A 21,503-nucleotide genomic window follows, 5' to 3' on the forward strand; every position below is an offset into this window, starting at 1 on the left:
CGGAGCCAACACAAAAAGAACAGGGATACTGCTATGACTGTAGACAATGGAAAGTCTGATCTGGTCTATCACGGCCGCCGTGCACAGCGAGCCGACAGCCGCCTGCGCCGCAAGGCCATCCTAGAGGCCACCCTGCGACTAATCGTAAAAGAGGGGATTCGCGGTATCCGCCACCGCGCCGTAGCTCGCGAAGCGAATGTACCACTGGCCGCCACTACCTACTATTTTAAAGACCTCAACGATCTGATCAGTGATTCATTCACTTACTTCGTTGAGCAGGGATTGGAAAGCACACGCCAACTTCAAGAAGAAAGTTTCAATGCGGCTCGCAACCTCTCTTCACAAGAGCGCGCATCGAGTAGTAGTCACAAACTGTTGGTGCAGCAGCTCACCCGCTTCATCCTCACACATGTGCGCAACCAGGCTGAAGATCGTGACCGCCGTTTGGTTGAGTTGGCCTTCCGCAATGAGGCGCTGCGCAACGAACAACTGACGCGGGCGGTACGCATGTCAAGCCATGCGAGAGAGTCCCTAATTCAGGAATTCTTCCACTTGCTGGGCGTTGTTGATCCAGAAGCCGCTGCGCAAATCGCTCACGGCACTATTCTCAAGTTGGAATATGAAATTTTGAGTGGCTCCATTGCACTGGATTCTCCATTGCTTGAGCGCACAGTTACCATGATGGTTCGCGGCTTAATTCCTGCAACAGCTACCCAAGTTGCCGAGACCGCAGCATACGGCTGAAATATAAAGACTATCTCACAGGTTAGCGGCACGGTGCCCAAACACTGTGCCGCCTTCTTCCTTAAGTGGCCAGCCTGATATCACTCACTGCACTATGAGCAGCTTCCCGACATAGCCGCCACCCACTGGCGTAGTAAGCTCACCCCCTCTTCATGTACCAAACTTCGCCCTAACTCCGGCATCATCGCGCCCGGATCGCTGGACTCTACACGGAAATTCAAAATTGAGTGATCCGGCTCTCCCGGTACTATGGCAAATACCCGCCCTCCACTGCCAGTACCCGCCGCTACTGGTGGTTTACACAAGCCCATCTTGCGCCAGTCTGTTTCACTGTGATGAAGCATCAGCCCCGATGTGTCAGCGGCACCGGCCGGGTTATGACAGTGACCGCAGTTGATATCGAGGTAGGCGCGAGCTCTATCTTCTAGCGATTTTGAAGTATCTGCATAACTAGCCTGGCTTGGTAGTGATATCAGCGCGGGAAGCCCTTTGAGATATCCCACTTTCTGCCAGTGGGATAACTGATTCTCTGTTCCACTAAGATAGGTAAAATCTCGATTTAAGTGTCTTGCTCTCGGGCCGAGTGGGGAAATCTTCTTTCCAGTAAAGTTGTCAGCATGGCAACCGGCGCATTGATTGGCATCGGGCACCACATAAGTAAATTCTGAGACATCCCCAGAGTCGTTCACCAGTTTAAAATGTGTGGTATCACCAGCGATTTCATAAACGGCTTCAGTTTGAGCCGCATTCCAAATATAGGGGATCGCCTGCCAGCCCCTCTGACGTTTTACTAACAGACGGGTCTCAATCAAACGCACAGCCCGCATATCCAAAGCTTCTCCACTGCGCCCCTCAAGGTAGTCCCGAGTAAAATTATCGGTGCGCAGAACTGTATTACCCTCTCCTCTTGGATAGTAAAAAGTCTTGGTAAGTACCGTGCCCACCGGATACTCAAACTGCTCCTCACCATACTCTGCCGAGGTGCCTGCGGGCATCCACACGGTTCGCAGTTTATGGGCGTAATCGGTAAAAAGCCCAGTATTTAAATCGTACGGCAGCACACCTGCGTTGGGGATCAAACCGTTATCAATAATATTGACCAGATTCCAGTCACTAAGCCTCTCAGGAATAGCATCTTCGGCAAATAGTTGAACTGGGGCTTGGGCTTTCTCACAGCCACTGAGGGTGACCATTAATGTAGTAATAAGGAGAAGGAAAGAGCCCACCAAGTAATTCCACTTATTCATTCCCCCCCTCCAAGACAGCCAAATGATCTCCCGCGCTTTTTTCTTCATCCGGCCGGTCAAATTTCAAAACGACCTCTGGTAGCTTTTTCAGACGGCACTGATGAGCAGAAATATCGGTGGAAATATTTTGATAGTTATTTTGGAAATCAATATTCAATATGCCCACATCCGTGTTATCGATGCATAGCCGAAGGTGGTCTGGCAGGGCGCCCTCAAACATTTTCTTGGTATCTACAACACCATCCCAAAGTACATCGGGCAAGCTTCCACCCAGTCCAAAACGCGCTAACTTTAGCGCCTTAAGTTCTAAGTGGTCTGGTGATGAACCACCTCCTGCAAAGTGATTGTTATAGATATAAATACCTTCCGGATATGGATCAAAGTCTGCCTGAGTCGACTTATCGCTGTAATAACCCGCAGTAAAGTAGCTACTCACAATAATATTGGCAGTATCATTATCCGCAATCTTGTTATCAAATATCTCAACCTGATCATTGGAATTAATCACGATACCCGATCCTGCAGGAACTGCAGCCACAGGGGTTCCTTCATGCCCAAAGTTTTTTACATTGTTTTTAAATATATCGTTATCATAAATACGCGTACTATGCCCAGGCTGAGGCAAATTTGGCATATTAAAAACCAGAATACCCCCTGTATTATTGGTTGCCACATTGCCATACACATCAGCACCGATAGTATTTTCTATTTCGATGCCCGCCACATTAAACTCAGCGCGATTGTTCCGCACAATCACATTGCGAGACTGACCGACATAAATACCAGCATCTGAAGCGCCAATAGCAACTGAACCTTCCACCAAGGTGTTTCGTGTCTGTACCGGATAAATTCCATAGGCACCATTTTCTGTAGATGGGCCATTAGTCCACTCAACACGAACATTACGAATAATAATGTTTTGCCCTTCATTAATTTTTAAGGCATCACCCACCGTATCCTCTATTGCCAAGTTTTCTATCGTGAAATCGTTAGCATTGACCAACAGTCCCTCAGCCCCTTGAATTTGACTCTTAAATGAGAGGATAGATTTATCCATTCCCATACCACGAATAGTGACATCATCAACATTTAGAGAAAGACTACGATCAATCTGAAATTCCCCTTCAGGAACAATAATGACATCACCTGGCTTAGCAGCAATAAGTTGCCTCAACAGTTTTTTCTGAAAATCAACATCATTAGTTGCAGGATTTGATTGAGGGGCTTTCTTCTCTCCGCAGGCGGAGACTAGTAATAACGTGAGAGCCACCCCGATGTAGGACAAGGTCTTCATGCTTCACCCTTTGTTTGAATTATTGTTTGTAGCTACTACATCTGGCTTTGGTAGGTACGAATGTACCAATTAAGTCGCGCAAAAAAACTTGCTAGGCAAGCTTCTGCATACTATCTGACCCCTAGATACCCTTCAAGACACTATTATTATTTGAAAGACTAGAAAACATGCAGGGCTACCAGCTTGGCGCTTCATGCAACCAATTATTGAAAGCACGTTTACCCGTACCCCACATTCCCTAAGGAATCGCAATCAAGATGGAATTTCGCAAGTTGATTTTAATGCCATTTGCCTTTCTAAGTTTTCAAGTGCTTGCTCAACCGACTTTAAAAATTGAGATTACAACCCCAGAGGGATGGCAGTTTCATACTCGACAGATATTGAGTGAATTAACCCTAAGTAAGGAATCTAAGTCTACATCTGCCCAAACAGCGCCCTCAGAGTACCAGGCAATTCGCTGCGATGGCCCCTGGGGGGCTGTAAAATATACTATCCCCCTATTAAAGGGCCCCGGTATTAAAATCTTATATGGGACAGATAGTCTTTTTCTGCAAGTTATTGAATATTCTGTTGACAGTAAAGAAGGTGCCATTTATTCAATGAGTATTCAATGCATTGATGTCGAGCCCACACAGATAATCAATGCGATCACTGAAATTGAACTCTCTATTGGAAAAGAAGCTTCTGAGCAATTGGAGCTCAGCAATGGCTATATTCTTAAGTACCATTACAAGCCTGGTTGAAGAATTTACAATAATTTAGCTGTTCAGAAACCTACCTATTTTTTCATAAGCTTCTGCACAAATATCTTTGAGCAAATCTTCAACATTTAAAAATCCATGTATAACACCCTCAAAGTGTATATACTCAGCGTGTGCACCAACCGACCTCACCCTCTCAAAGTAAAATTTACCCTCATCACACAAGGGACAAAACTCTGCTGTAATCACCAGAGTTTTTGGCAGCCTTTGAGTAAAATCCATATAAAGTGGAGATGCCGACTTTCTACACTGGCCATCCCGGAAATATTTTTCAAAGAACCAGTAACATTTCTCAGCTTCTAGAAAATATCCTTTCCCATATTTTTGGTAAGATTGACAGCCTGCCGTATAGTCAACACAAGGATAAATAAGAACCTGTTTGTCTATATAAATCCCAGTGTCAAATTGTGCTATATGCGACAAAGTTGCCGATAAAGAACCACCTGCAGAGTCTCCCGCTACTGAGAGTAACTTTTGATAGTCGATCTTGTGTCGGGAAAGGCTCGTCCAAACTCCACGAGCTACAGCGCAAGTATCTTCAATATTGGCTGGATAAGGATTTTCTGGAGCAAGCCGATATTCTGGTGCCACCACAATATGCTGTGTAGCTATCGCCATTTTACGACAAATAGGGTCATAGGCTTTAACACTATCCAGCATATGACCACCCCCGTGCAGATATAAAAGAACCGGTAGTGCCAAGCTCGAATTAGGGTTAAATATCCTCACAGGGACATTGTATCCACTGGTATAGATTTCATCATCTATCACCTGGTCAATGTCCGGGATGTCTGTAACATATTCCTGTATTATCCTTTCCGACCTCTCGCGAGATTCGATAACACTAAAGGCATGACCTTTGGCTGTACGCTCTGATAACAACTCATTGCATACTCTGAGAAATTCAGAGAGGTTCGGATTTACTTTCCTCAAAAGAGACCTCCAAAGAGTAACAGCACCCATAGTGTTTTGGTGCAAAAAGGAATATTACAATTGAGTTGAGATAAAATAGATTCAAGACAAGCTGATAAATGAAGGGGGTAAGCCAGCCGGCTCAAGTAAAACCGACTGGCAGATAAACACAAAAATTCACAGGTAGTGATCTGTGAAAAAAAATCAGTGGAAAACAGGAGCGGACACATAGCTCCAGAACAATACCGTGCCTACCATAATTATTACAGCGATAACCAGGGAAACAGTAATAATTGCACTGGCAAAAAGAAATCCTCGCTCCTCTGAGACACCCATAACAATAGGAATCCCCAGGTAAAGTAGATACACCGCATAAGCTACCGCCACAGTTGCCAACAAAATATCCAACCACAACACCGGATAGATTCCCGCAATACCTGCCAAAAATATTGGAGTCGCTGTAAACCCTGCCACGACTACACCTTTCATCGGGTGCGTTTCTGCACCATAGGTTCTCGCCATCCAGTGAATTAAGTAACCAATTGAGACAACCGCCAATACCATCGTACAGTAGAAAACCGCTACCAATTCCAACGCACTCTGGCCGGTTATTCTTACCGGATTCCCATTGCCGATACTCCAACCCACCTGAGTAGTGCCAAAATACCAGGCGATTGCAGGGAATAGTGCCAAAATAATAACGTAGGAGATTTGTCGGCGAAGTTTTTTCTCGGGGAGGCAGCTAATCAACTCCCACTGCTTGCGAGGTTGGAGCATCAGGCCGAACATATGGGTCAACATTCTGTTTTCCTCAGGTTCTAGGGAACTCTGAGTGCGACCTATCTAGTCAAATTGATCTTGGAACTGCCGGTCAATATGAAGGTACTACCAAAAGGCCACCCCAAAAGCTCCAGTGCGTTTCTTCTTGTATCGAGTTACTTGTAGGAGCAACAGTCGTTCAAGTCAACCGTAGAAAAGAGATTGGCGGGAATGCTTACATGCACGTTTCTCGCGGAAACATTTTTAAAGCGTGAGGTGATACCAAACAACCCCAGACTAAAGGGAAAGAGGCAGAAGTAGAGAAAAATCAAATGCTGCCATGCCAATTTCGCTAATTAAAAAAAGTAACCAGCCACCAACCTACAGCCGGTTACTTTTAATAATTTAGCTAAGCTCAGAAGCTCGCAGGTTCAACAGTCTGCATCCAGCCAAAGCGATCCTCTGCCCGCCCCTCTTGAATATCCAGAAGCGCCTGACGTAAAGCTTCGGCCACAGGACCTGGAGCCTGCTGCAGCTCATAGCAATGCTCTGCATCACCAATAACGCTAATAGGGCTGATAATAGCAGCTGTACCGCAGGCAAAAGCCTCTGTGCAGCTGCCAGAAGCTATCTGGTTGAGTAATCGATCAACCGGAATGGACTCCTCTACGACCTGATAGCCCAGGCTTTCGGCCAGCTCCAATAGTGAATAACGGGTAATACCCTCCAGGATGGAGCCGGTCAGTGCTGGCGTATGCAATGTCCCTTCAATTACCGCAAAGAAGTTCATCCCAGAGAGTTCATCTACGCTGTTTCGGTCAGACGGATTGAGCCATAAAGACTGATCATAACCGCGCTCCTTGAGCCGCCCTACGCTCAATAGAGAGGCCGCGTAGTTACCGCCAACCTTGGCATCCCCTGTGCCACCCACTGCGGCGCGTGCATCTTCCCTCTCCACCCAAAGACGCATGCTACCGGAGTGATAAGCCTCTGAGGGACTGGCAATCACATAGAACTCATAAGAGCTGCTAGCAGACACGGTAAGGTCCGCCTGGGTGCCAATCAGAAACGGCCGCAAGTAGAGAGACTCGCCGCTATTACCCGGTACCAGGTTGGCGCAATAGGAAGCAACAGTACGTACGGCATCGAGAAACAGGGATTCTGGCACCGGGGGCATGCACAGGCGTTTGGCAGAAAAGGCCATTCGCTCAGCATTTTTCTCGGGTCGGAATAGAGCAATACCACCAGCCTGGGTCCGGTAGGCCTTCATTCCTTCAAAACACGATTGAGCGTAGTGCAGCACTTTTGCTGCAGGATCTATCGACAAGGGCGTATAGGGAATCAACTCACCCTGACTCCAACAACCGTCCTGATAGACCGCACGAAACATTATAGGGGCCATTGCCGTCCCGAAGCCCAGCCTCTCGGGTACTTCATATCCACGCAGGCTTGCGGCCACTTCGGGATCGATATAGATGCTCACCGGCACTCTCCTCTCATTCGAATCGGCTGATTATGGCGCCTGCCGGCCAGCAATCCAAATGTAGTGACCACAGACCCCATGGCTTTAGCCGTTTTCACCTAATCAAACCTATTCATATAGGATGAAAATCCAAATACTCCTGTTCTTACCCCTGCAGCGCAAAGCCATCGAGTAGTCACTTAAATTTACTCTAAAAATTTTTGGCACTTACTTGCCGACCTTCGGCACTGCTATTTCTCCCCAGCTGCTAAACCGAAAGAGTGCCCGCAGGCATCCCGGTAACCTATTCACCGGTTGGTTGAAGTCTCCGTCACAATCCCTCTGATGACAGACTGTGCTGGCTATACTGTTTAATACGCAGCCAGGAGCGCAAAAATAAGCCTCCGGATGCGGCTTCTCTGAGCGGCTATGAGTAAAAAAGACGTGCCTTCAGAGTTGTAACAGAACCACATTTCAGGAGAGAGCTTCCACCGTATCTGTCGGTTTTCCGGCGATCGGGCGGAGACGAGATCCACACCCCTGCGTGATGGCTAAGGCCTATTGCACAGCTGTGGGCAAAGTAAACCGGAATGGAAGTGGTTCAATCGTGACACAGATAGATACCTGCAATCGCCTTGCTATCGGCTTGATGTTTACAGCCACAGCACTGCTGTGTAACGGCGCCATTGCCGCAGATGACGCCACTGCGAATCCAGATCCGAAAGGCCCTCCCCAGGCCTTTATTGAAGCCGCCTCCAAACCGCTGAAAAAAAACCGAAGACAGCTGCGCCCCTCAGAGGCTGTCGAATATTACCGTGAACGCATTGAAGATCTTGAAGCAGAGTATGGTGCCTATGGTATCGGTATTGATGAGCAGCTGCTGGGCCTGGCCACTGCACTGCAGAAAGCTGGAGCCCATGAGGAAGCCGCCACCGAATTCCGCCGTGCAATGTTAGTTAATAGAGTGAATGAGGGCCTCTATTCCCTCAGTCAGATACCGATGATTGAACGCTTGATAGAAAGCCAGATTGCGTTGAATCAATGGGAAGAAGCCAACGACAACCAACAGTATCTCTACTGGTTGCACGAAAAAAATTACGGTAAAAAAGATCCGCGGATGTTGCCTGTAATCAATAACCTGAGTCGCTGGCACCTACAATCTTATGTTGAGAAGAAAGGTGAGACTCTGGTCGAGCACCTAATCAACGCCACCAAGCTCTACACCCTCGCGGTCGATATCATCAGCAAAAATTTTGGCTCCAACGATCTGCGTCTAGTGGACGCACTACGCGGGCTGAAAGCAACGAATTACTATCTCGCCAATTACAAAGGAGAGGCCCAGGCGCCGCTCGTCGTCAATACCAGCTTTGGCGGCGGCCCCGATGTAAGTCAGCGCAGTATGGTAGATCACTATCGAATGAAGAGCTTCAATACTGGCAAAAAAGCGATTACCCGAATCGTCGATGTCTACCAGCGTAACCCTCAATCACCCCCGGCCGCATCTGCAAAAGCAAAAGTCGAGTTGGGCGACTGGTATATGATGTTCAATAAATGGCATTCCGCGCGCCGCACTTATGGAGAGGCTTATAAATCTCTGTGGGACAATGGTGCCTCCAGCGATGAAATTGAGGATATTTTTGGTCGCCCGATCGCACTACCTGCCCTGCCGATTTTGGAATCGGAAAGCAAAGCCCTGGCCAACTCACATATCACTGTTTCTTACGATGTCACTGCCTTTGGCAAAGCACGCAATATTAAAATCCTCAGAGCCTACCCATCCGATAAAGTACAGATTCGCTCCAAAGTCCGAAACATACTTAAACGCGCCAAATTCCGGCCGCGCTTTGAAGATGGTGAAGCGGTAGCAACACGCGGTATTGTTCAGCGCTTTGTTTTCGATTGAGTAATTCACTGAAAAGACACTGAGTGATGTGTTGTGGAGAGCGCGCAAATAATCAAATAACAACTACTTTTAAATTTCCACACCAGCCATTTTCCGGGCAGCTGGGGAGTCGCAGAATTGATCGCGGCCTCCCGGCATAACGCCAAGCCCTTCTAGGAGAAAAGAGATGACAACTCGGAAAGCGGTACGAAAAAGTCACCGCCAGGGCATTAGCTGGCACACTCTGTTCTCTGTCGTTGTACTGACTACAGTGATTACTGGATGTAAAAGCCAGCAAACCCAATCGCAACCACCGGCGATGCCCTCTTCCAGCTCGCAATCTCAGTCTCAGAGCAGCGCCTCATCAAGCAGCAGTTCTAGCAGTAGTTCACAGAGCTCTAGCCAGTCACAGTCCAGTAGCAGTGGTGGGCAACCCAGTAGTCGTTCTTCGAGCCAACCCAGCGCGAATATGCCAACGGCACAGCGAGAGTCCAAACAAAAGTCCGGAACAGCTTCCAGTGAAAATCAACGTTCCTCCCGTGAGCCCTCAGCAGGTGATAGCATGCCGGAGGCAGATTCCCGCAATCGCTCTCCATCATCCCCTGTCTACAGTGATTCACAGCAATCTCCGGATGAAAGACGTACGCCTCCAGATCCCTCTTCTAGCCAGGACGGCACCCCGCCGGATGAGATCGACTTCTCCGAGGAGGAGCAAACAGCTTCGGCTTCAAGTAGCTCCTCATCAAGTAGCTCTTCCTCGAACAGCTCCTCGTCGAGTAGTTCGGCCTCAAATAGCAATGCGTCCACCAACGGTCAACCCAGTAATGGCTCTACTCGCGCTGGCAGTGCGCCCAATGAAGTTCCCAGCACAGCCGCGGAGAGAGTCGCAGAGCTTGAGGGCCGCTTCGAATCCACTATGGTGAGCTACGACGGCATGATCCTGCGTGAACGGGACTATGTCCGTAACAGGCCTGGTTCCGCTTCAAAAGAGGGCGAGGAAGAGGCAATGGATGAAGCGCCACCTGGAGAATCACTGGAAGATCTCATTGAATCTGCGGAAGCCGAAATCCCCCCTCCACCCGGAAGCGGAGCACCCAGCGGCGGGGGCCCACAGCAAAACAATTCCAGCGGCCAGGTAACAGGCCCCGGTTTACCCACTAAGGGGCGCCAAGGGGAGTACAACCACAGCGGCTCACAGCCAGTGGTGCCTGCAGATATTCCCAGTGGTACCGATGACGATGTAGTGGCAAGACAAATTCGTGAAGCCGCCACACGGGAGACCGATCCTGAATTACGGGAAAAGCTCTGGGAAGAGTATCGAAAATATAAAAATGCGACGAAGTAGTTACAGAGGACGCATAGATGGCACTTTTAACTCGAAAAAACTATCGCTGTTTATTTACAGCTCGGCTCGCATTGATAACTGCTGGGTTACTGCTAGCACTACTTAGCGGATGTACCACAACCGAAGTACGAACTACTGCATTTACTCCCCTCACCATTGAGGACAAAAATATTGCGGAAGAGCGCCTGCTGGACGTCGGCGTTATCCAGTTCGATCCCGGTATAGACACTGTTGAAGTTGACGAAGACACCCTGGTCTTTCCCGAATTACGCCAGGCTGAGTCCCGCTTTATGGCAGTTACCCTGGCTGACTCATTGCAGTCCAGCCTGGGTTGGGGGGCAGTGAGAGTTATCCCATCTGCCCGCACCAATATTGATGTAACAGTTTCTGGAAAGATAATCCAATCCGATGGTGAAATTCTCACCATGGAAGTGACCGTTACCGATTCCCGTGGTCAACGCTGGTTTACCAAGGAATATTCGGAATACGCTTCTCACTACGCCTATGATCGTAAGCACCCTACTGAAGGAGATGCCTTTCAGGGAATCTATAACCGGGTTTCCAATGACATGTTGAATTATCGACAAGGGCTATCCAATCAACAGATTGCTGAAATCCGCACTATCTCTGAGATGCGCTTCGCCAGGAGCTTTTCCCCTGAAGCCTTTACGCGCTATCTGCAGCAAAGCCAAGAAGGTATTTATTACCTGAGCGCTCTACCTGCAGAAAATGATCCTATGTTGCAGCGAGTACGAAAAATCCGTGAGCGCGATTATCTATTTGTGGACACACTCCAGGAATACTACGGCACTTTTGCCAAAACCATGGAAGTACCCTACCAAGAGTGGCGAGCACGGAGCTATGAGGAAGTTCGGCAAATGCGCGAACTCAAGCGTAAAGCCCGCAACCACACCATCATGGGAGCCGCGGCCATTATCGGCGGTATCGCCGCAGCCGGTGCAGGAGGAGGCAGTGCCCAGGCTGCGGGACAGGTAGGTATTGGTGCTGGCGGTTATTTAATTAAGAGCGGCTTTGATCGTCGCGCAGATGCCAAGATGCATCTGGAAGCTCTGCAGGAATTAGGAGACTCGATGGAGGCTGAAGTCGAACCACAAATTGTCGAACTGGAAGATCGCACCGTCACCCTGAGCGGCACAGTAGAGAACCAATATCGTCAATGGCGGGAAATCTTGAAAGAAATTTATGAAGCCGAAACAGCGTCTTCCGAAACCAGTATATGAAGTGCAGACCTTATCGAGGTAAACCGGTCAGATTTTAACCCTTAGCAAGCACCCAAGATCTTCACTGGGTAACTTAATAAAACGGCGGAATCACTATGCAGCACCGCAATAACACCAAGGAAGATTCAACTCCGATCGAGCCCGCAGAGTTTAGCTTTGGCGGTGAGGAAGCTCGCATCCCCAAGAAAACCAGCCCTAAAACTGACAAGCCGGAAAGGGAAAATTCATACTGGCCTTTTTTGCTGGGGGCAGTAATGCTCAGTGGCTTGGTAGGGGTTTTCTGGGGACTTCCCCAAGTTGTGCAAACTCCAAAATTACAAACCGATAAAATGGCTGTTGCCAAAACAATAAATACACCAGAGGAGGATCCGGCACAGTCATCCCCCTACTCCGATGCTGAAATCATGCAGCAACGCAGGGATGTGCAAAAAATTCTGCAAGATATTCTCGCCCTTAAAGAGGAGCTACAAGAACGTCAAGTTGAGTTATGGGCATTCGAAGATTACTACTCCGCTGAAGACCTAGCTCTAAAGGCTGACAGTCTTTATCGAAAAAGACAATTCATGCAAGCCCTGGAAAAGTACCGGGAATCCTTACAAGCACTAGAAACATTGCGTGACAGTATTCCCGAGCGAATTGAGATACACCTTAGCGAGGGTAATCGTGCTTTGGATATAGGGGATAAGGATTCTGCACTAGATGCATTTAATCTAGTACTTACTATCTCTAAAGATCACCCAAGAGGTCTCAAGGGACTTGAGCGGACCGATAAATTACCCTCTGCCTGGTGGAGATATATTCAGGCAAAAGACGCCTACTCCGATTCCGACCTAGACCAGGCTAAGTCATCTCTTGAGCAATCACTCTCGGTTGACCCTGAGACTGTTGAAGCTCAAGCATTACTGGCAAAGGTTGAAATAGAAATCACTGAGAGAGACTACCAAAAGGCTATGTCTTCTGGCTACGCAGCGATTGCCGATAAAAATTACACATCCGCTAAACAATTCTTCAATCAAGCGCAAGCATTAAAGCCTACTGCTAAAGCACCGACCATCGGCCTACAACAGGCAAAAAATGGTATGGAGCGGGAGAAAATTAATAAACTACTGAGCTTGGCACGCTCACAGGAAAAAAAAGAAGATTGGCGTGATGCTCTCAAAAGTTATACGGCCTTGTTGAAAAAGGATAGTAGCCTGGTTGCTGCAGTTACGGGGAAGGCACGCTCTTCTGCCAGGGCCAAATTAGATGATCAGTTACAAGAATTACTCAAAGACCCCCTTACCCTTAGTGAAGGTAAGCGCAACCACTTTGCCCGCACTGTCTTAGCCGATGCACGTAAAGTAAACGGTCAAACACCACGCTTAGTTCAGCAAATAGAAGACCTAGAAAATGCGCTTACCCAAGCTCTGATACCTCTACCCGTTCGTTTCAAATCCGATCGTAGTACCAGTGTCACGATTTACCATGTTGGACGTCTGGGTAATTTTGACCAACGAGAAATCGCCTTAAAACCCGGTCGCTACACAGCCATTGGTACCCGCGATGGGTATCGGGATGTACGGCGTGAGTTCATTGTAAAACCCGGAAAACCTGTCACCGAAGTGGTCATTCAGTGCGCAGAGAAAGTAAACGGCGCTAATAATAGCTGAAGACAAGAACCCCTGAGCGAGATGAAAATCCAATAAAGAAGATATTCGCAAGGGGCAAATCCTGAGATGAATCAGAAGGTTCATTCACAGGAAAAGAGGTGTTCTGTGACAAACGGCTCGCTGATCGCCAACCCTCCGGTGGCAGCGAGCTAAGCTTTATTTCACACAAAAAAACATCCAACCCAGCCTTGGTATCGGCTGCGCTTTAGCGTGTATTTCATCGGTGCCAGATTATTGCGATAACTCCATAACGACACAGCAATAGGGAAGTGTAAATGGCAGTGAAAGAGGCGGTCTCAGTTCGTGATAATGAACCTGTAATCGATGACTCACCTCTCATCGAACCTATAGGCTTCACACCGGTTCAAGTCAGCTCTAACCGTGCTCGCCTGTTCCTGTCCAAGCGTGCACTGGTAGTAGCAGCCTGTCTGTTATTAAGTCTCTTGGCGCTGACCTACTTAATCATCGCCCGCTCCCTCATATTTGAAACCGTGCCTAACAATGCAAAAGTCAATATTAATGGCTTTGCCCTGCCACTGGGAGATGGACATCTGGTGCTTCCCGGCAACTACAGTTACACCATCAGTGCAGATGGTTATTTATCCAAGAGTGGTGAGGTTGAAGTCGGCAGCGATGGGCACAGCCGCCATGCAGTGACCCTGGATAAGCTGCCAGGCCATCTGCAAGTTGAAACAGACCCCCCGGTTCCAGTCAAAATAATAATCAATGGCGGTGAAGTGCCCAATACAAACGGACTGGTGGAAAATATACGTCCAGGTTCCCTTCGGGTAACAATTCTCTCCGATCGTTATCTCCCCTATACCCAAGTAATCAAAGTCGAGGGGCTCGACAACACTCATCGCTTGCAAGCAAAACTTCGTCCAGCCTGGGCCAATATACGTATTAGTAGTAATCCCCCAGGTGCCACTGTCACCTCCAATGGAAAAACTCTTGGCACAACACCTCTCAATACAGAGCTGGTGCAAGGGGATAGGGTTGTCTCCATCTCCCTACCAGAACATAAAACTGTCGATGTCCCAATAGCAGTTACCGCCGGTGTGGACCAAGCCCTTCCCACGGTAAATCTGGGCCCAGCCGATGGACTATTACGAGTTGTTTCAATTCCCGAAGGCGCCAGTGTAACTGTTGATGGGGAGTTCCGCGGACACACTCCTCTTGAACTTGAATTGTCATCAGGAGAAGCTCATCGATTACGCTTTTTTAAAGAAGGTTACGCCTCTGTAGTACACACCATAGACCTTTCCGCCGGAATGGAACGGGATCTCAGCGTTAACTTGAACGCCGTGTACGGTAGGGTATTTGTAACGAGTGTACCCACTGATGCAGAGGTTTATATTGATGGACAATATGCGGGTAAAAGCGGACAGTCATTCAACCTCCCAACGAAAAGTCACAAAATTGAAGTGAGGAAGAATGGCTACCAAGCATTTGATACCAGAGTAATCCCAAGCGACAAGCTGGAGCAGACGGTACGCGCAGTATTATTGACCAAAGAGCAGGCTCGCTGGCAGCAGGTTCCGGCATCCTATCAACATGGCGCGAATGGAACCATGAAGTTGATGCGCCCCAATGCTGTATTCACTATGGGATCCTCACGACGTGAACAAGGGCGCCGTGCCAATGAGGTGATGCGCCAAGTCGCTCTCAATCGTCCTTTTTATATCGGAGCCACCGAAGTCACTAATGGAGAATTCAGACGCTTTAAACGTATGCATACCTCAAGGCATGTGAATGGAGTTAGCCTGGATAATGACAACCTACCTGTCGTCAATGTCAGTTGGGCCGATGCGGCTTTATTTTGCAACTGGCTCAGTGAACGTGAAGGTCTTAACCCTGTATACCTAACCGAGCGCGGCAAAATAGTTGGGTTTGATTCAGCGGCAGATGGCTATCGTCTTCCCACAGAAGCCGAATGGGCCTGGTTGGCACGCTATGATAAGGGCACCATGCGTAAATACCCCTGGGGCAATGAACTACCTATCGGCGCCAACTCTGGTAACTATGCTGACAGCCACGCTGCCAAGCTGGTCCCGGCAGTATTACGCACCTATAGCGACCGCTATGCAGCCACGGCTCCCGTCGGCAGTTACAGTCCAAATCCTCTTGGTATATACGACTTGGGTGGCAATGTTTCTGAGTGGATTCACGACCTCTATACCATTGGTACCGGACTCTCATCGCGCCTGGAAGAAAATCCGATTGGCCCACAGGATGGCGACTACCATGTAATTCGTGGCTCCAGCTGGCGTCATTCAGGGTTAACCGAACTGCGTTTATCTTACCGTGATTATGGCGAAGCTCCCCGCAATGATATTGGATTTAGGGTCGCGCGCTGGATTAATTAAAGAAGGAGTAAAGATGTTCAAGATCATTTTAATACTCATCATTCTTTTACCCTCTTACTTATTTGCCCAGGAGAAAGAAGATACCAATGAGATGACCGTTGCTCAGGCGAACAAGGAGAAAACAGAAAAAAACAAACGCAAGGGCAATCGTTCAGATGATTACAAGTCTTCAGAAGAAATTTCTGAAGATTTATCTGTTTCTTATCCTGTGGATATTTAAAAGAGAAGCCGCCAAGGGCACCACCATGAAATTCAAATCCTCAGACTTTGTGTTCCAGATATTTGCTCTGCTGGGATCTATTATCCTGGTTCACGCCATTTATGTTGCCATCATTCGCCCTAACGCAGATGCCTTGATAGAAGAACAGCTTGCACGGGAGGCAGCAGGAGAAACCTACGTTCAGCAACGTTCCATTTATATTGTGATGAAAGACTACGAGCAGGAAGCTTGCTTTGTACTGATGTTGTGGGCCATGGCAATCATGGGCCTAAAGGCACACCGCAGCATACGCGAGCGTAAACTGCTCGATAAAGCCCTTCTTAATATCAGCGAAGGCACACCTATATTACCCGAAGACACCCGCGACCTGTCCCGCCCCATACAAGCACTACCCGAAGAGGAACGAAGTTATCTCGTGCCAAGAGCACTACTCACCGCGCTACAAAGATTCGGTTCTACCAAAAATGTGGCTGCAGTTTCCAATTCGGTGAAAGAAGTGTGCGAAACAGAGGGCGATCGGCTCGACTCGGAGTTAGCAATGGTGCGCTATATCACTTGGGCAATTCCCTCGATCGGGTTTATCGGAACCGTGCGCGGCATCGGCGAGGCACTTTCTCAAGCCCATAAAGCAGTAGAGGGTGATATTGCCGGGGTTACCGTAAGCCTTGGGGTCGCCTTCAACTCAACCTTCATTGCCCTGGTGATCAGCATTGTCATTATGTTTTTTACCCACCAGTTACAGCTTATGCAAGAAAGACTGGTCTTGGATACACAGAACTATTGCGATAACCGCCTGCTGAGATTTCTCAAAATCAGCTAGCCGAATTCAAAATTATCATCTCGGATATTCGCCGCGAGGAATACTCCATGGGACAAGGTGTCCTTGAAATCAATGACTGTGGTTTAAGAGTTTTTATCGATACCACGGAAGTTCTGGAAAGCCCCGGTATTGCGGTAATTGAACCGGGATGTATTCACATAGGCACCGCAGCGCAAATGCGTGCCCGCAGTCACCCCACCCAAGTCAACAACCAGTTTTGGCGAAGGCTGAGTTTAGAATCTTTAAAATCAACCAACCAGCGCTGCCGCCACCATGCCGATCTTGCCTACTGCCACTTACAAGAAATATCCGAACACTGTGATCTTCCCGAAGAACTGATGCTAGCAGTACCAGGTAATTTTACTCGCGAGCAATTAGCGCTGTTACTCGGGATTATTAAAGAAAGCAATATGAATGTGGTTGGCCTGGTTGACTCTGCCAGTGCTGCTATTGGTGACTTGGCCCCCGCTGGATTGCAAATGCATGTAGAACTGCAACTACATCAAACTCTCGTTTCCCGTATTTCGGTGGATAACCAAGCCACCGTAAAATCATCGGAGAGTGTTGCAGATGCAGGCCTATGTCATTTTCAGGAGGCCTGGGCAAGAGTTTTCACGGATGCTTTCGTTATGCAGTGCCGTTTTGATCCACTGCACTCTGCAGAATCCGAACAGCAACTCTATGATTTGATGCCCCAGTGGGTCAGCCGCGCAATGAGTCAGGGGGAAGTTCTTGCAGAGTTAGATGATCGTACGGCAAAAATATCTTTGCGCCAACTTCAGGACGCTACAGCTCCTATTCTTTCCCGTGTTCGGGCAATGATTGAAAACCTTGCAGATAGTGGCAGTGTGAGCTTTATATCCCATCGCTGGGCAGAAATTCCCGGTGGTCTGCAGATAGCCCAGCGTATGCACCTTCTATCCAGGGACAGCACTGCCCAATCTATTAAGAATCGCTGGAAAGAGTTGCGCAGTCCTGACTCTGCTTTGCGATTAGTGAGCAGTGTCAGAGCCGCCCCAGAAAGTGAAATCAGCCTGCATTTAGAAGCACCTTCAGAAGCCGTAGCCACACATCTTTTATATGGCCATCGCGCCCTTGCCGCACAACAGCCACTATTTGTTTTCTGGCACGAAGATAAATTTCAGGTTACTCCCACCCCTCCTGAGCACCCAGCAGCGACGGTTACCAACCATGCGGGGCGTCTTGCATTAAGAGTAGATGCGGGAATTCGTCTGATGCTTAACGGTGAGGAAATTGCAGCACCGGTTAATCTAAACGCCGGAGATAAGATCGGAATTGCGGATCGCCATGACGTCATAACTGCAATCAGTGTGGAACGCTATGAGACGTAAACAGCGTCGCTTTTCTACCTTCAGCTTATCTTTTCTAGACATCATGTCCTGTGGATTTGGTGCGGTTGCACTGATTTTTCTAATTATCAAGCATGGCTCCGATCACGAAATCGAAGTAGAAACTGAGGACTTGAGCGCTGAAGTCAACCTGCTACAAGAAGAAGTTGAAATTGGGGAGGAGCACCTTGTATTGGCACGCAACACCTTGGATATCGTCAGCGATGAACTCGCAGAGGCACAAGGACTTGCACGTCGTATACTCGAACAAATAGAGGAGGTAAAAGGCAATATTGCCGAAGTGGACAGTATTGATGAAAAGGAAGACATAAAAAGATTACAAGACAAACTCAAAAAATTAGAACAGGCCAAAAAGGACTTAGAGGAAGAAAATAAGAAGCTCGGTAACAATGTGCGCAAATATAGTGGAGATGGTGACCGTCAGTACCTTACAGGGCTTCGACTTGGTGGTAATCGCATCCTGATTTTACTTGATGCCTCTGCTTCAATGCTCGGTGATGAACTTATCAAAGTTATTCGCGCCCGCAATATGTCATCAAGGGTTAAACGTCAGACAGAAAAATGGCGTCGGGCCATCAATACCGTTTCCTGGCTCACCGCCCAGTTACCACCAGACAGTCAGTACCAGATCTATACTTTCAATACATCTTTTCGCGCCGTAATCACCGGGACGGAAGATCGCTGGCTCAATGTAGATGATCGTGACCAGTTGGATAAAGCAATCAAACAATTGGATGAAATCGTGCCAGAAAATGGCACTAGTTTAGAAAGGGTATTCAATGCCATTCACGCCATGACACCTTTACCCGATAACATTATTTTGATCACCGATGGCCTGCCTACACAAGGTATGAAGCCACCCAGAAGTGCCACTGTCTCAGGTAGGGAACGCCGTAATTTATTCAAACGTGCGGTTAAAGTGCTTCCCAAGAATGTTCCGATCAATATCATTCTCACTCCAATGGAAGGTGACCCTTTCGCGGCCAGTGAATACTGGAAACTGGCCATGCAAACTCAAGGATCTTTTCTCGCCCCATCAAGGGATTGGCCATGATTGGTTCTTCAAAGAAAAAACGCCAAGAAGAATTCAGCATCTCCTTTCTCGATGTCATTTGCTGTGGATTTGGCGCTATTGTATTGCTGTTAATGATTGCCAAAACAGCCGAGCCCATTGTATTGGAAGAAGCGGAGATAGATCTGGAGGCTCAGGTTATAGAGCTTCAAGAACAAATCGCAGAAATTCGTGGTGAAACCACCGTCCTCAACAGGGACCTCAATGCCAAGCGCGAGCAGATTGACATTGAGCGCAAGCGCATTGCCAATCTACGTGGAGAACTTCAAGCTCTGCAGGCCGTCTACGCCAGTAAAACGGAAGGACAAAGCCAGGAAGGCAAGTTGAAGGGTGAGTTGACTATCGCTCTTCAGACGATGACCGAAGAAATGCGTCGCCTACTCGGCGAAAATTACCAGCGTAAAAATAATGTCATAGGTGGTATACCAGTCGACAGTGAATACATTCTTTTCATTATCGACACCTCCGGCAGTATGTTTAACTATGGTTGGGACCGCATGATGGCGGAAATGGTCAATACTTTAGACCTGTATCCCAACGTCAAAGGTATTCAGGTAATGAATGACATGGGGGATTACATGTTTTTCAATTACCGCAACAAGTGGATCCCCGATACCCCTGGACGTCGCCAGGCGATCCTCCAACGATTAAAAACATGGAACCCTTTCAGTAACTCTAGTCCTGTAGAGGGCATACAAAAAGCCGTGCGTAGTTTCTACGATCCCAGTAAAAAAATTAGCATCTATGTATTAGGTGATGAATTTACAGGGAAATCAATTCGCAATGTCATGTTGGCTGTGGATCGAGTCAATGCCCAACATGGAGAGGGTAAACGCAATATTCGCATCCACGCAGTAGGGTTCCCAATACAGTTTTCCAGGCCTCCGCATTTGCAAACTACCGGATTACGTTTTGCCGCGCTGATGAGAGAACTAACCTATCGTAATGGTGGCACTTTTGTTGGACTTAATGATTTTCGCTAGCTGATTGTTATCAGGAGTCATGCATGAAGCACAGGATAAAGGAGACACCCACATTTCATCTGGCGATTGTGGTTTTTCTCTCTCTAATTGTTACGGCCTGCTCCCATACGGTTCAGGTTGAAGGAAACTATCCCGCTCCTGTAGGTCATCAATTTCCACTCTCAGTGGGTATCTATCTGAGCGAGGATTTCAAAAATTATACCTATCAGGAGGATAGTGAGGACCGAGAGGAATGGAAAATAAATACTGGCAGAGCACAGGGAAATCTATTTGAAACAGTTCTCCGCTCTATGTTTGTCAATACTATCTCACTTTCTGAATACCCTAAGGATGTCCCCGCTAATGTTGAGCTTGTTATAGTTCCGGAAGTCCGTGAACTTCAGTTCACCATGCCCAGAGAAACAAGAGTCAATATTTTTGAGGTGTGGATCAAATATGATATGAACGCCTATGACTCCCAGGGAAACCAAGTTGCCAACTGGGTGATCACTGCTTACGGTAAAACACCAACCGCCTTTTTACAGTCCCAAGAGCAGGCCTTAACCCAAGCAATCAATATTGCTCTTCGCGATGCAGGTGCAACCTTATATACAGGTTTCGAAAAGGTTCCCGAGCTACAGGCATTTCTCTCTGGCAGAATTAGATCTGCGTCATTACAGGAATTTAAAGTAAAGTCCCCACAGGCTGAATAGAGGGTTTCATCATGTTCAAGCCATTAATTGTTATATCCCTGCTCATCCTTAGCGGATGCACCACTGTAGTTATTGATGAGTACAGACGTAGCGATGGTGAACTTGCGGCTGGGGATTCCGTGGTGATATTAGGGCGCCGCCATTCCAGTGATTACGAAACGGAACCCAATCTTATCGACTGTGTCGGCAGAGAATTACACAATCCTGAGATGGGGGTTAATATTATTCCCGAAAAAGAGTTTATTGATCTTATGTATCCCTGGTTCGAGCCAAGAACCGCCCCCATGCATGTGCGTTCACTCGATCGCCTTATGGAAAACAAAGAGGTCCGTGAACGAATGGAGTCTTATGGGGTGAAATACATCGTCTGGATAGACGGCTCCACAGAAACCACTGCCAGTGCCGGCTCTATCAGCTGCACGATCAGTACTGGCGGAGCTGGTTGTTTCGGTTTCGGTACCTGGGATAAGGAATCTGATTATGAAGCATCAGTATGGGATTTTCGCGATCGAGAGCTGTCCGGAAAGCTGAGCGCAGATGCCAAAGGCACATCTTATATGCCCGCCATCGTAATACCAATCCCCCTGATCGCACGGGTACAAAACAATGCTTGTAAAGGGATGGCCGTGCAACTACAGCAATTTTTGGTACCCGCAGCAGGCACCAGTTCTTAAACAATAAATA

At 47.9% G+C, this 21,503-nt stretch carries 19 protein-coding genes; 14 read left to right on the forward strand and 5 right to left on the reverse strand.

Annotated elements, in window-relative coordinates:
- The first annotated feature begins 33 nt into the window (after nucleotides 1–33).
- The gene (locus tag ACJJIV_RS07660; RefSeq protein WP_252084584.1) at nucleotides 34–744 is read left to right on the forward strand and encodes a TetR/AcrR family transcriptional regulator; all 711 of its coding nucleotides are present in this window, start codon (nucleotides 34–36) and stop codon (nucleotides 742–744) included.
- Nucleotides 745–836: 92 nt separating this feature from the next.
- On the opposite strand, the gene ACJJIV_RS07665 is transcribed toward ACJJIV_RS07660, so the two are convergent.
- Together ACJJIV_RS07665 and ACJJIV_RS07670 are read right to left on the reverse strand one after the other, a co-directional pair.
- Nucleotides 837–1,991 carry an SO2930 family diheme c-type cytochrome gene (locus ACJJIV_RS07665; RefSeq protein WP_444883775.1) on the reverse strand — a complete coding sequence of 385 codons (1,155 nt, stop codon included), beginning with the start codon at nucleotides 1,989–1,991 and terminating at the stop codon, nucleotides 837–839.
- Nucleotides 1,984–3,285: a parallel beta-helix domain-containing protein gene (locus ACJJIV_RS07670; protein ID WP_444891328.1), complete on the reverse strand. Its 1,302-nt coding sequence runs from the start codon at nucleotides 3,283–3,285 to the stop codon at nucleotides 1,984–1,986. The genes ACJJIV_RS07665 and ACJJIV_RS07670 overlap by 8 nt, the downstream gene beginning before the upstream one ends.
- 257 nt (nucleotides 3,286–3,542) lie before the next feature.
- Here ACJJIV_RS07670 and ACJJIV_RS07675 point away from each other — a divergent pair, with 257 nt between their 5' ends.
- Nucleotides 3,543–4,028, forward strand: coding sequence for a hypothetical protein (locus ACJJIV_RS07675; RefSeq protein ID WP_252084581.1), 486 nt, complete (start codon nucleotides 3,543–3,545; stop codon nucleotides 4,026–4,028).
- A gap of 15 nt (nucleotides 4,029–4,043) precedes the next feature.
- Here ACJJIV_RS07675 and ACJJIV_RS07680 read toward each other — a convergent pair whose 3' ends face one another.
- From ACJJIV_RS07680 to ACJJIV_RS07690, 3 genes are all read right to left on the reverse strand, one after another.
- On the reverse strand, nucleotides 4,044–4,979 hold the full coding sequence (locus ACJJIV_RS07680) for an alpha/beta hydrolase (protein ID WP_444891329.1): 936 nt from the start codon (nucleotides 4,977–4,979) through the stop codon (nucleotides 4,044–4,046).
- Nucleotides 4,980–5,162: 183 nt separating this feature from the next.
- A complete protein-coding gene (locus tag ACJJIV_RS07685; RefSeq protein ID WP_252084579.1) occupies nucleotides 5,163–5,759 on the reverse strand; it encodes a Yip1 family protein in 597 nt (198 codons plus the stop codon).
- Between the two features lie 373 nt (nucleotides 5,760–6,132).
- Nucleotides 6,133–7,200 (reverse strand): branched-chain amino acid aminotransferase, encoded by a 1,068-nt coding sequence (locus tag ACJJIV_RS07690; RefSeq protein WP_444891330.1) that lies wholly within the window; start codon nucleotides 7,198–7,200, stop codon nucleotides 6,133–6,135.
- Nucleotides 7,201–7,786: 586 nt separating this feature from the next.
- On the opposite strand from ACJJIV_RS07690, the gene ACJJIV_RS07695 reads away from it, so the two are divergent.
- From ACJJIV_RS07695 to ACJJIV_RS07750, 12 genes are all read left to right on the forward strand, one after another.
- Entirely contained in the window at nucleotides 7,787–9,082 is a 1,296-nt protein-coding gene (locus tag ACJJIV_RS07695) for a tetratricopeptide repeat protein (protein WP_252084577.1), read from the forward strand.
- A 166-nt stretch (nucleotides 9,083–9,248) separates the two neighbouring features.
- Nucleotides 9,249–10,406: a hypothetical protein gene (locus ACJJIV_RS07700; protein ID WP_444891331.1), complete on the forward strand. Its 1,158-nt coding sequence runs from the start codon at nucleotides 9,249–9,251 to the stop codon at nucleotides 10,404–10,406.
- Nucleotides 10,407–10,423: 17 nt separating this feature from the next.
- Nucleotides 10,424–11,647 (forward strand): hypothetical protein, encoded by a 1,224-nt coding sequence (locus tag ACJJIV_RS07705; RefSeq protein WP_444883770.1) that lies wholly within the window; start codon nucleotides 10,424–10,426, stop codon nucleotides 11,645–11,647.
- Between the two features lie 95 nt (nucleotides 11,648–11,742).
- On the forward strand, nucleotides 11,743–13,296 hold the full coding sequence (locus ACJJIV_RS07710) for a tetratricopeptide repeat protein (protein WP_444891332.1): 1,554 nt from the start codon (nucleotides 11,743–11,745) through the stop codon (nucleotides 13,294–13,296).
- Nucleotides 13,297–13,571: 275 nt separating this feature from the next.
- Nucleotides 13,572–15,662, forward strand: a complete 2,091-nt coding sequence (locus ACJJIV_RS07715; protein WP_444891333.1) for a PEGA domain-containing protein — start codon at nucleotides 13,572–13,574, stop codon at nucleotides 15,660–15,662.
- Between the two features lie 13 nt (nucleotides 15,663–15,675).
- On the forward strand, nucleotides 15,676–15,882 hold the full coding sequence (locus tag ACJJIV_RS07720; protein ID WP_252084572.1) for a hypothetical protein: 207 nt from the start codon (nucleotides 15,676–15,678) through the stop codon (nucleotides 15,880–15,882).
- A gap of 25 nt (nucleotides 15,883–15,907) precedes the next feature.
- A complete protein-coding gene (locus ACJJIV_RS07725) occupies nucleotides 15,908–16,702 on the forward strand; it encodes a MotA/TolQ/ExbB proton channel family protein (RefSeq protein ID WP_252084571.1) in 795 nt (264 codons plus the stop codon).
- A gap of 47 nt (nucleotides 16,703–16,749) precedes the next feature.
- On the forward strand, nucleotides 16,750–18,054 hold the full coding sequence (locus ACJJIV_RS07730; protein WP_444891334.1) for a hypothetical protein: 1,305 nt from the start codon (nucleotides 16,750–16,752) through the stop codon (nucleotides 18,052–18,054).
- Nucleotides 18,044–19,126 carry a VWA domain-containing protein gene (locus ACJJIV_RS07735; protein ID WP_444891335.1) on the forward strand — a complete coding sequence of 361 codons (1,083 nt, stop codon included), beginning with the start codon at nucleotides 18,044–18,046 and terminating at the stop codon, nucleotides 19,124–19,126. Before ACJJIV_RS07730 ends, ACJJIV_RS07735 begins: the two co-directional genes overlap by 11 nt.
- Complete coding sequence (locus ACJJIV_RS07740; protein ID WP_252084568.1) at nucleotides 19,123–20,127, forward strand: VWA domain-containing protein; 1,005 nt, start codon at nucleotides 19,123–19,125, stop codon at nucleotides 20,125–20,127. Before ACJJIV_RS07735 ends, ACJJIV_RS07740 begins: the two co-directional genes overlap by 4 nt.
- A 23-nt stretch (nucleotides 20,128–20,150) precedes the next feature.
- Nucleotides 20,151–20,819, forward strand: a complete 669-nt coding sequence (locus ACJJIV_RS07745; RefSeq protein WP_444883764.1) for a hypothetical protein — start codon at nucleotides 20,151–20,153, stop codon at nucleotides 20,817–20,819.
- Between the two features lie 11 nt (nucleotides 20,820–20,830).
- On the forward strand, nucleotides 20,831–21,493 hold the full coding sequence (locus ACJJIV_RS07750; protein WP_444891336.1) for a hypothetical protein: 663 nt from the start codon (nucleotides 20,831–20,833) through the stop codon (nucleotides 21,491–21,493).
- The last annotated feature ends 10 nt before the right edge of the window (nucleotides 21,494–21,503 follow it).

It is taken from the genome of Microbulbifer mixtoriginis (SeqCode) (genome assembly GCF_052466765.1).

Bases quoted from the DNA above. Each gene is read 5' to 3' on its own strand.
- ACJJIV_RS07750 (WP_444891336.1), top strand. From the start codon at position 20,831: ATGTTCAAGCCATTAATTGTTATATCCCTGCTCATCCTTAGCGGATGC.
- ACJJIV_RS07710 (WP_444891332.1), top strand. From the start codon at position 11,743: ATGCAGCACCGCAATAACACCAAGGAAGATTCAACTCCGATCGAGCCC.
- ACJJIV_RS07665 (WP_444883775.1), bottom strand. From the start codon at position 1,991: ATGAATAAGTGGAATTACTTGGTGGGCTCTTTCCTTCTCCTTATTACT.
- ACJJIV_RS07730 (WP_444891334.1), top strand. From the start codon at position 16,750: ATGGGACAAGGTGTCCTTGAAATCAATGACTGTGGTTTAAGAGTTTTT.
- ACJJIV_RS07660 (WP_252084584.1), top strand. From the start codon at position 34: ATGACTGTAGACAATGGAAAGTCTGATCTGGTCTATCACGGCCGCCGT.
- ACJJIV_RS07720 (WP_252084572.1), top strand. From the start codon at position 15,676: ATGTTCAAGATCATTTTAATACTCATCATTCTTTTACCCTCTTACTTA.
- ACJJIV_RS07700 (WP_444891331.1), top strand. From the start codon at position 9,249: ATGACAACTCGGAAAGCGGTACGAAAAAGTCACCGCCAGGGCATTAGC.
- ACJJIV_RS07675 (WP_252084581.1), top strand. From the start codon at position 3,543: ATGGAATTTCGCAAGTTGATTTTAATGCCATTTGCCTTTCTAAGTTTT.
- ACJJIV_RS07735 (WP_444891335.1), top strand. From the start codon at position 18,044: ATGAGACGTAAACAGCGTCGCTTTTCTACCTTCAGCTTATCTTTTCTA.
- ACJJIV_RS07705 (WP_444883770.1), top strand. From the start codon at position 10,424: ATGGCACTTTTAACTCGAAAAAACTATCGCTGTTTATTTACAGCTCGG.
- ACJJIV_RS07715 (WP_444891333.1), top strand. From the start codon at position 13,572: ATGGCAGTGAAAGAGGCGGTCTCAGTTCGTGATAATGAACCTGTAATC.
- ACJJIV_RS07685 (WP_252084579.1), bottom strand. From the start codon at position 5,759: ATGTTGACCCATATGTTCGGCCTGATGCTCCAACCTCGCAAGCAGTGG.
- ACJJIV_RS07725 (WP_252084571.1), top strand. From the start codon at position 15,908: ATGAAATTCAAATCCTCAGACTTTGTGTTCCAGATATTTGCTCTGCTG.
- ACJJIV_RS07670 (WP_444891328.1), bottom strand. From the start codon at position 3,285: ATGAAGACCTTGTCCTACATCGGGGTGGCTCTCACGTTATTACTAGTC.
- ACJJIV_RS07740 (WP_252084568.1), top strand. From the start codon at position 19,123: ATGATTGGTTCTTCAAAGAAAAAACGCCAAGAAGAATTCAGCATCTCC.
- ACJJIV_RS07745 (WP_444883764.1), top strand. From the start codon at position 20,151: ATGAAGCACAGGATAAAGGAGACACCCACATTTCATCTGGCGATTGTG.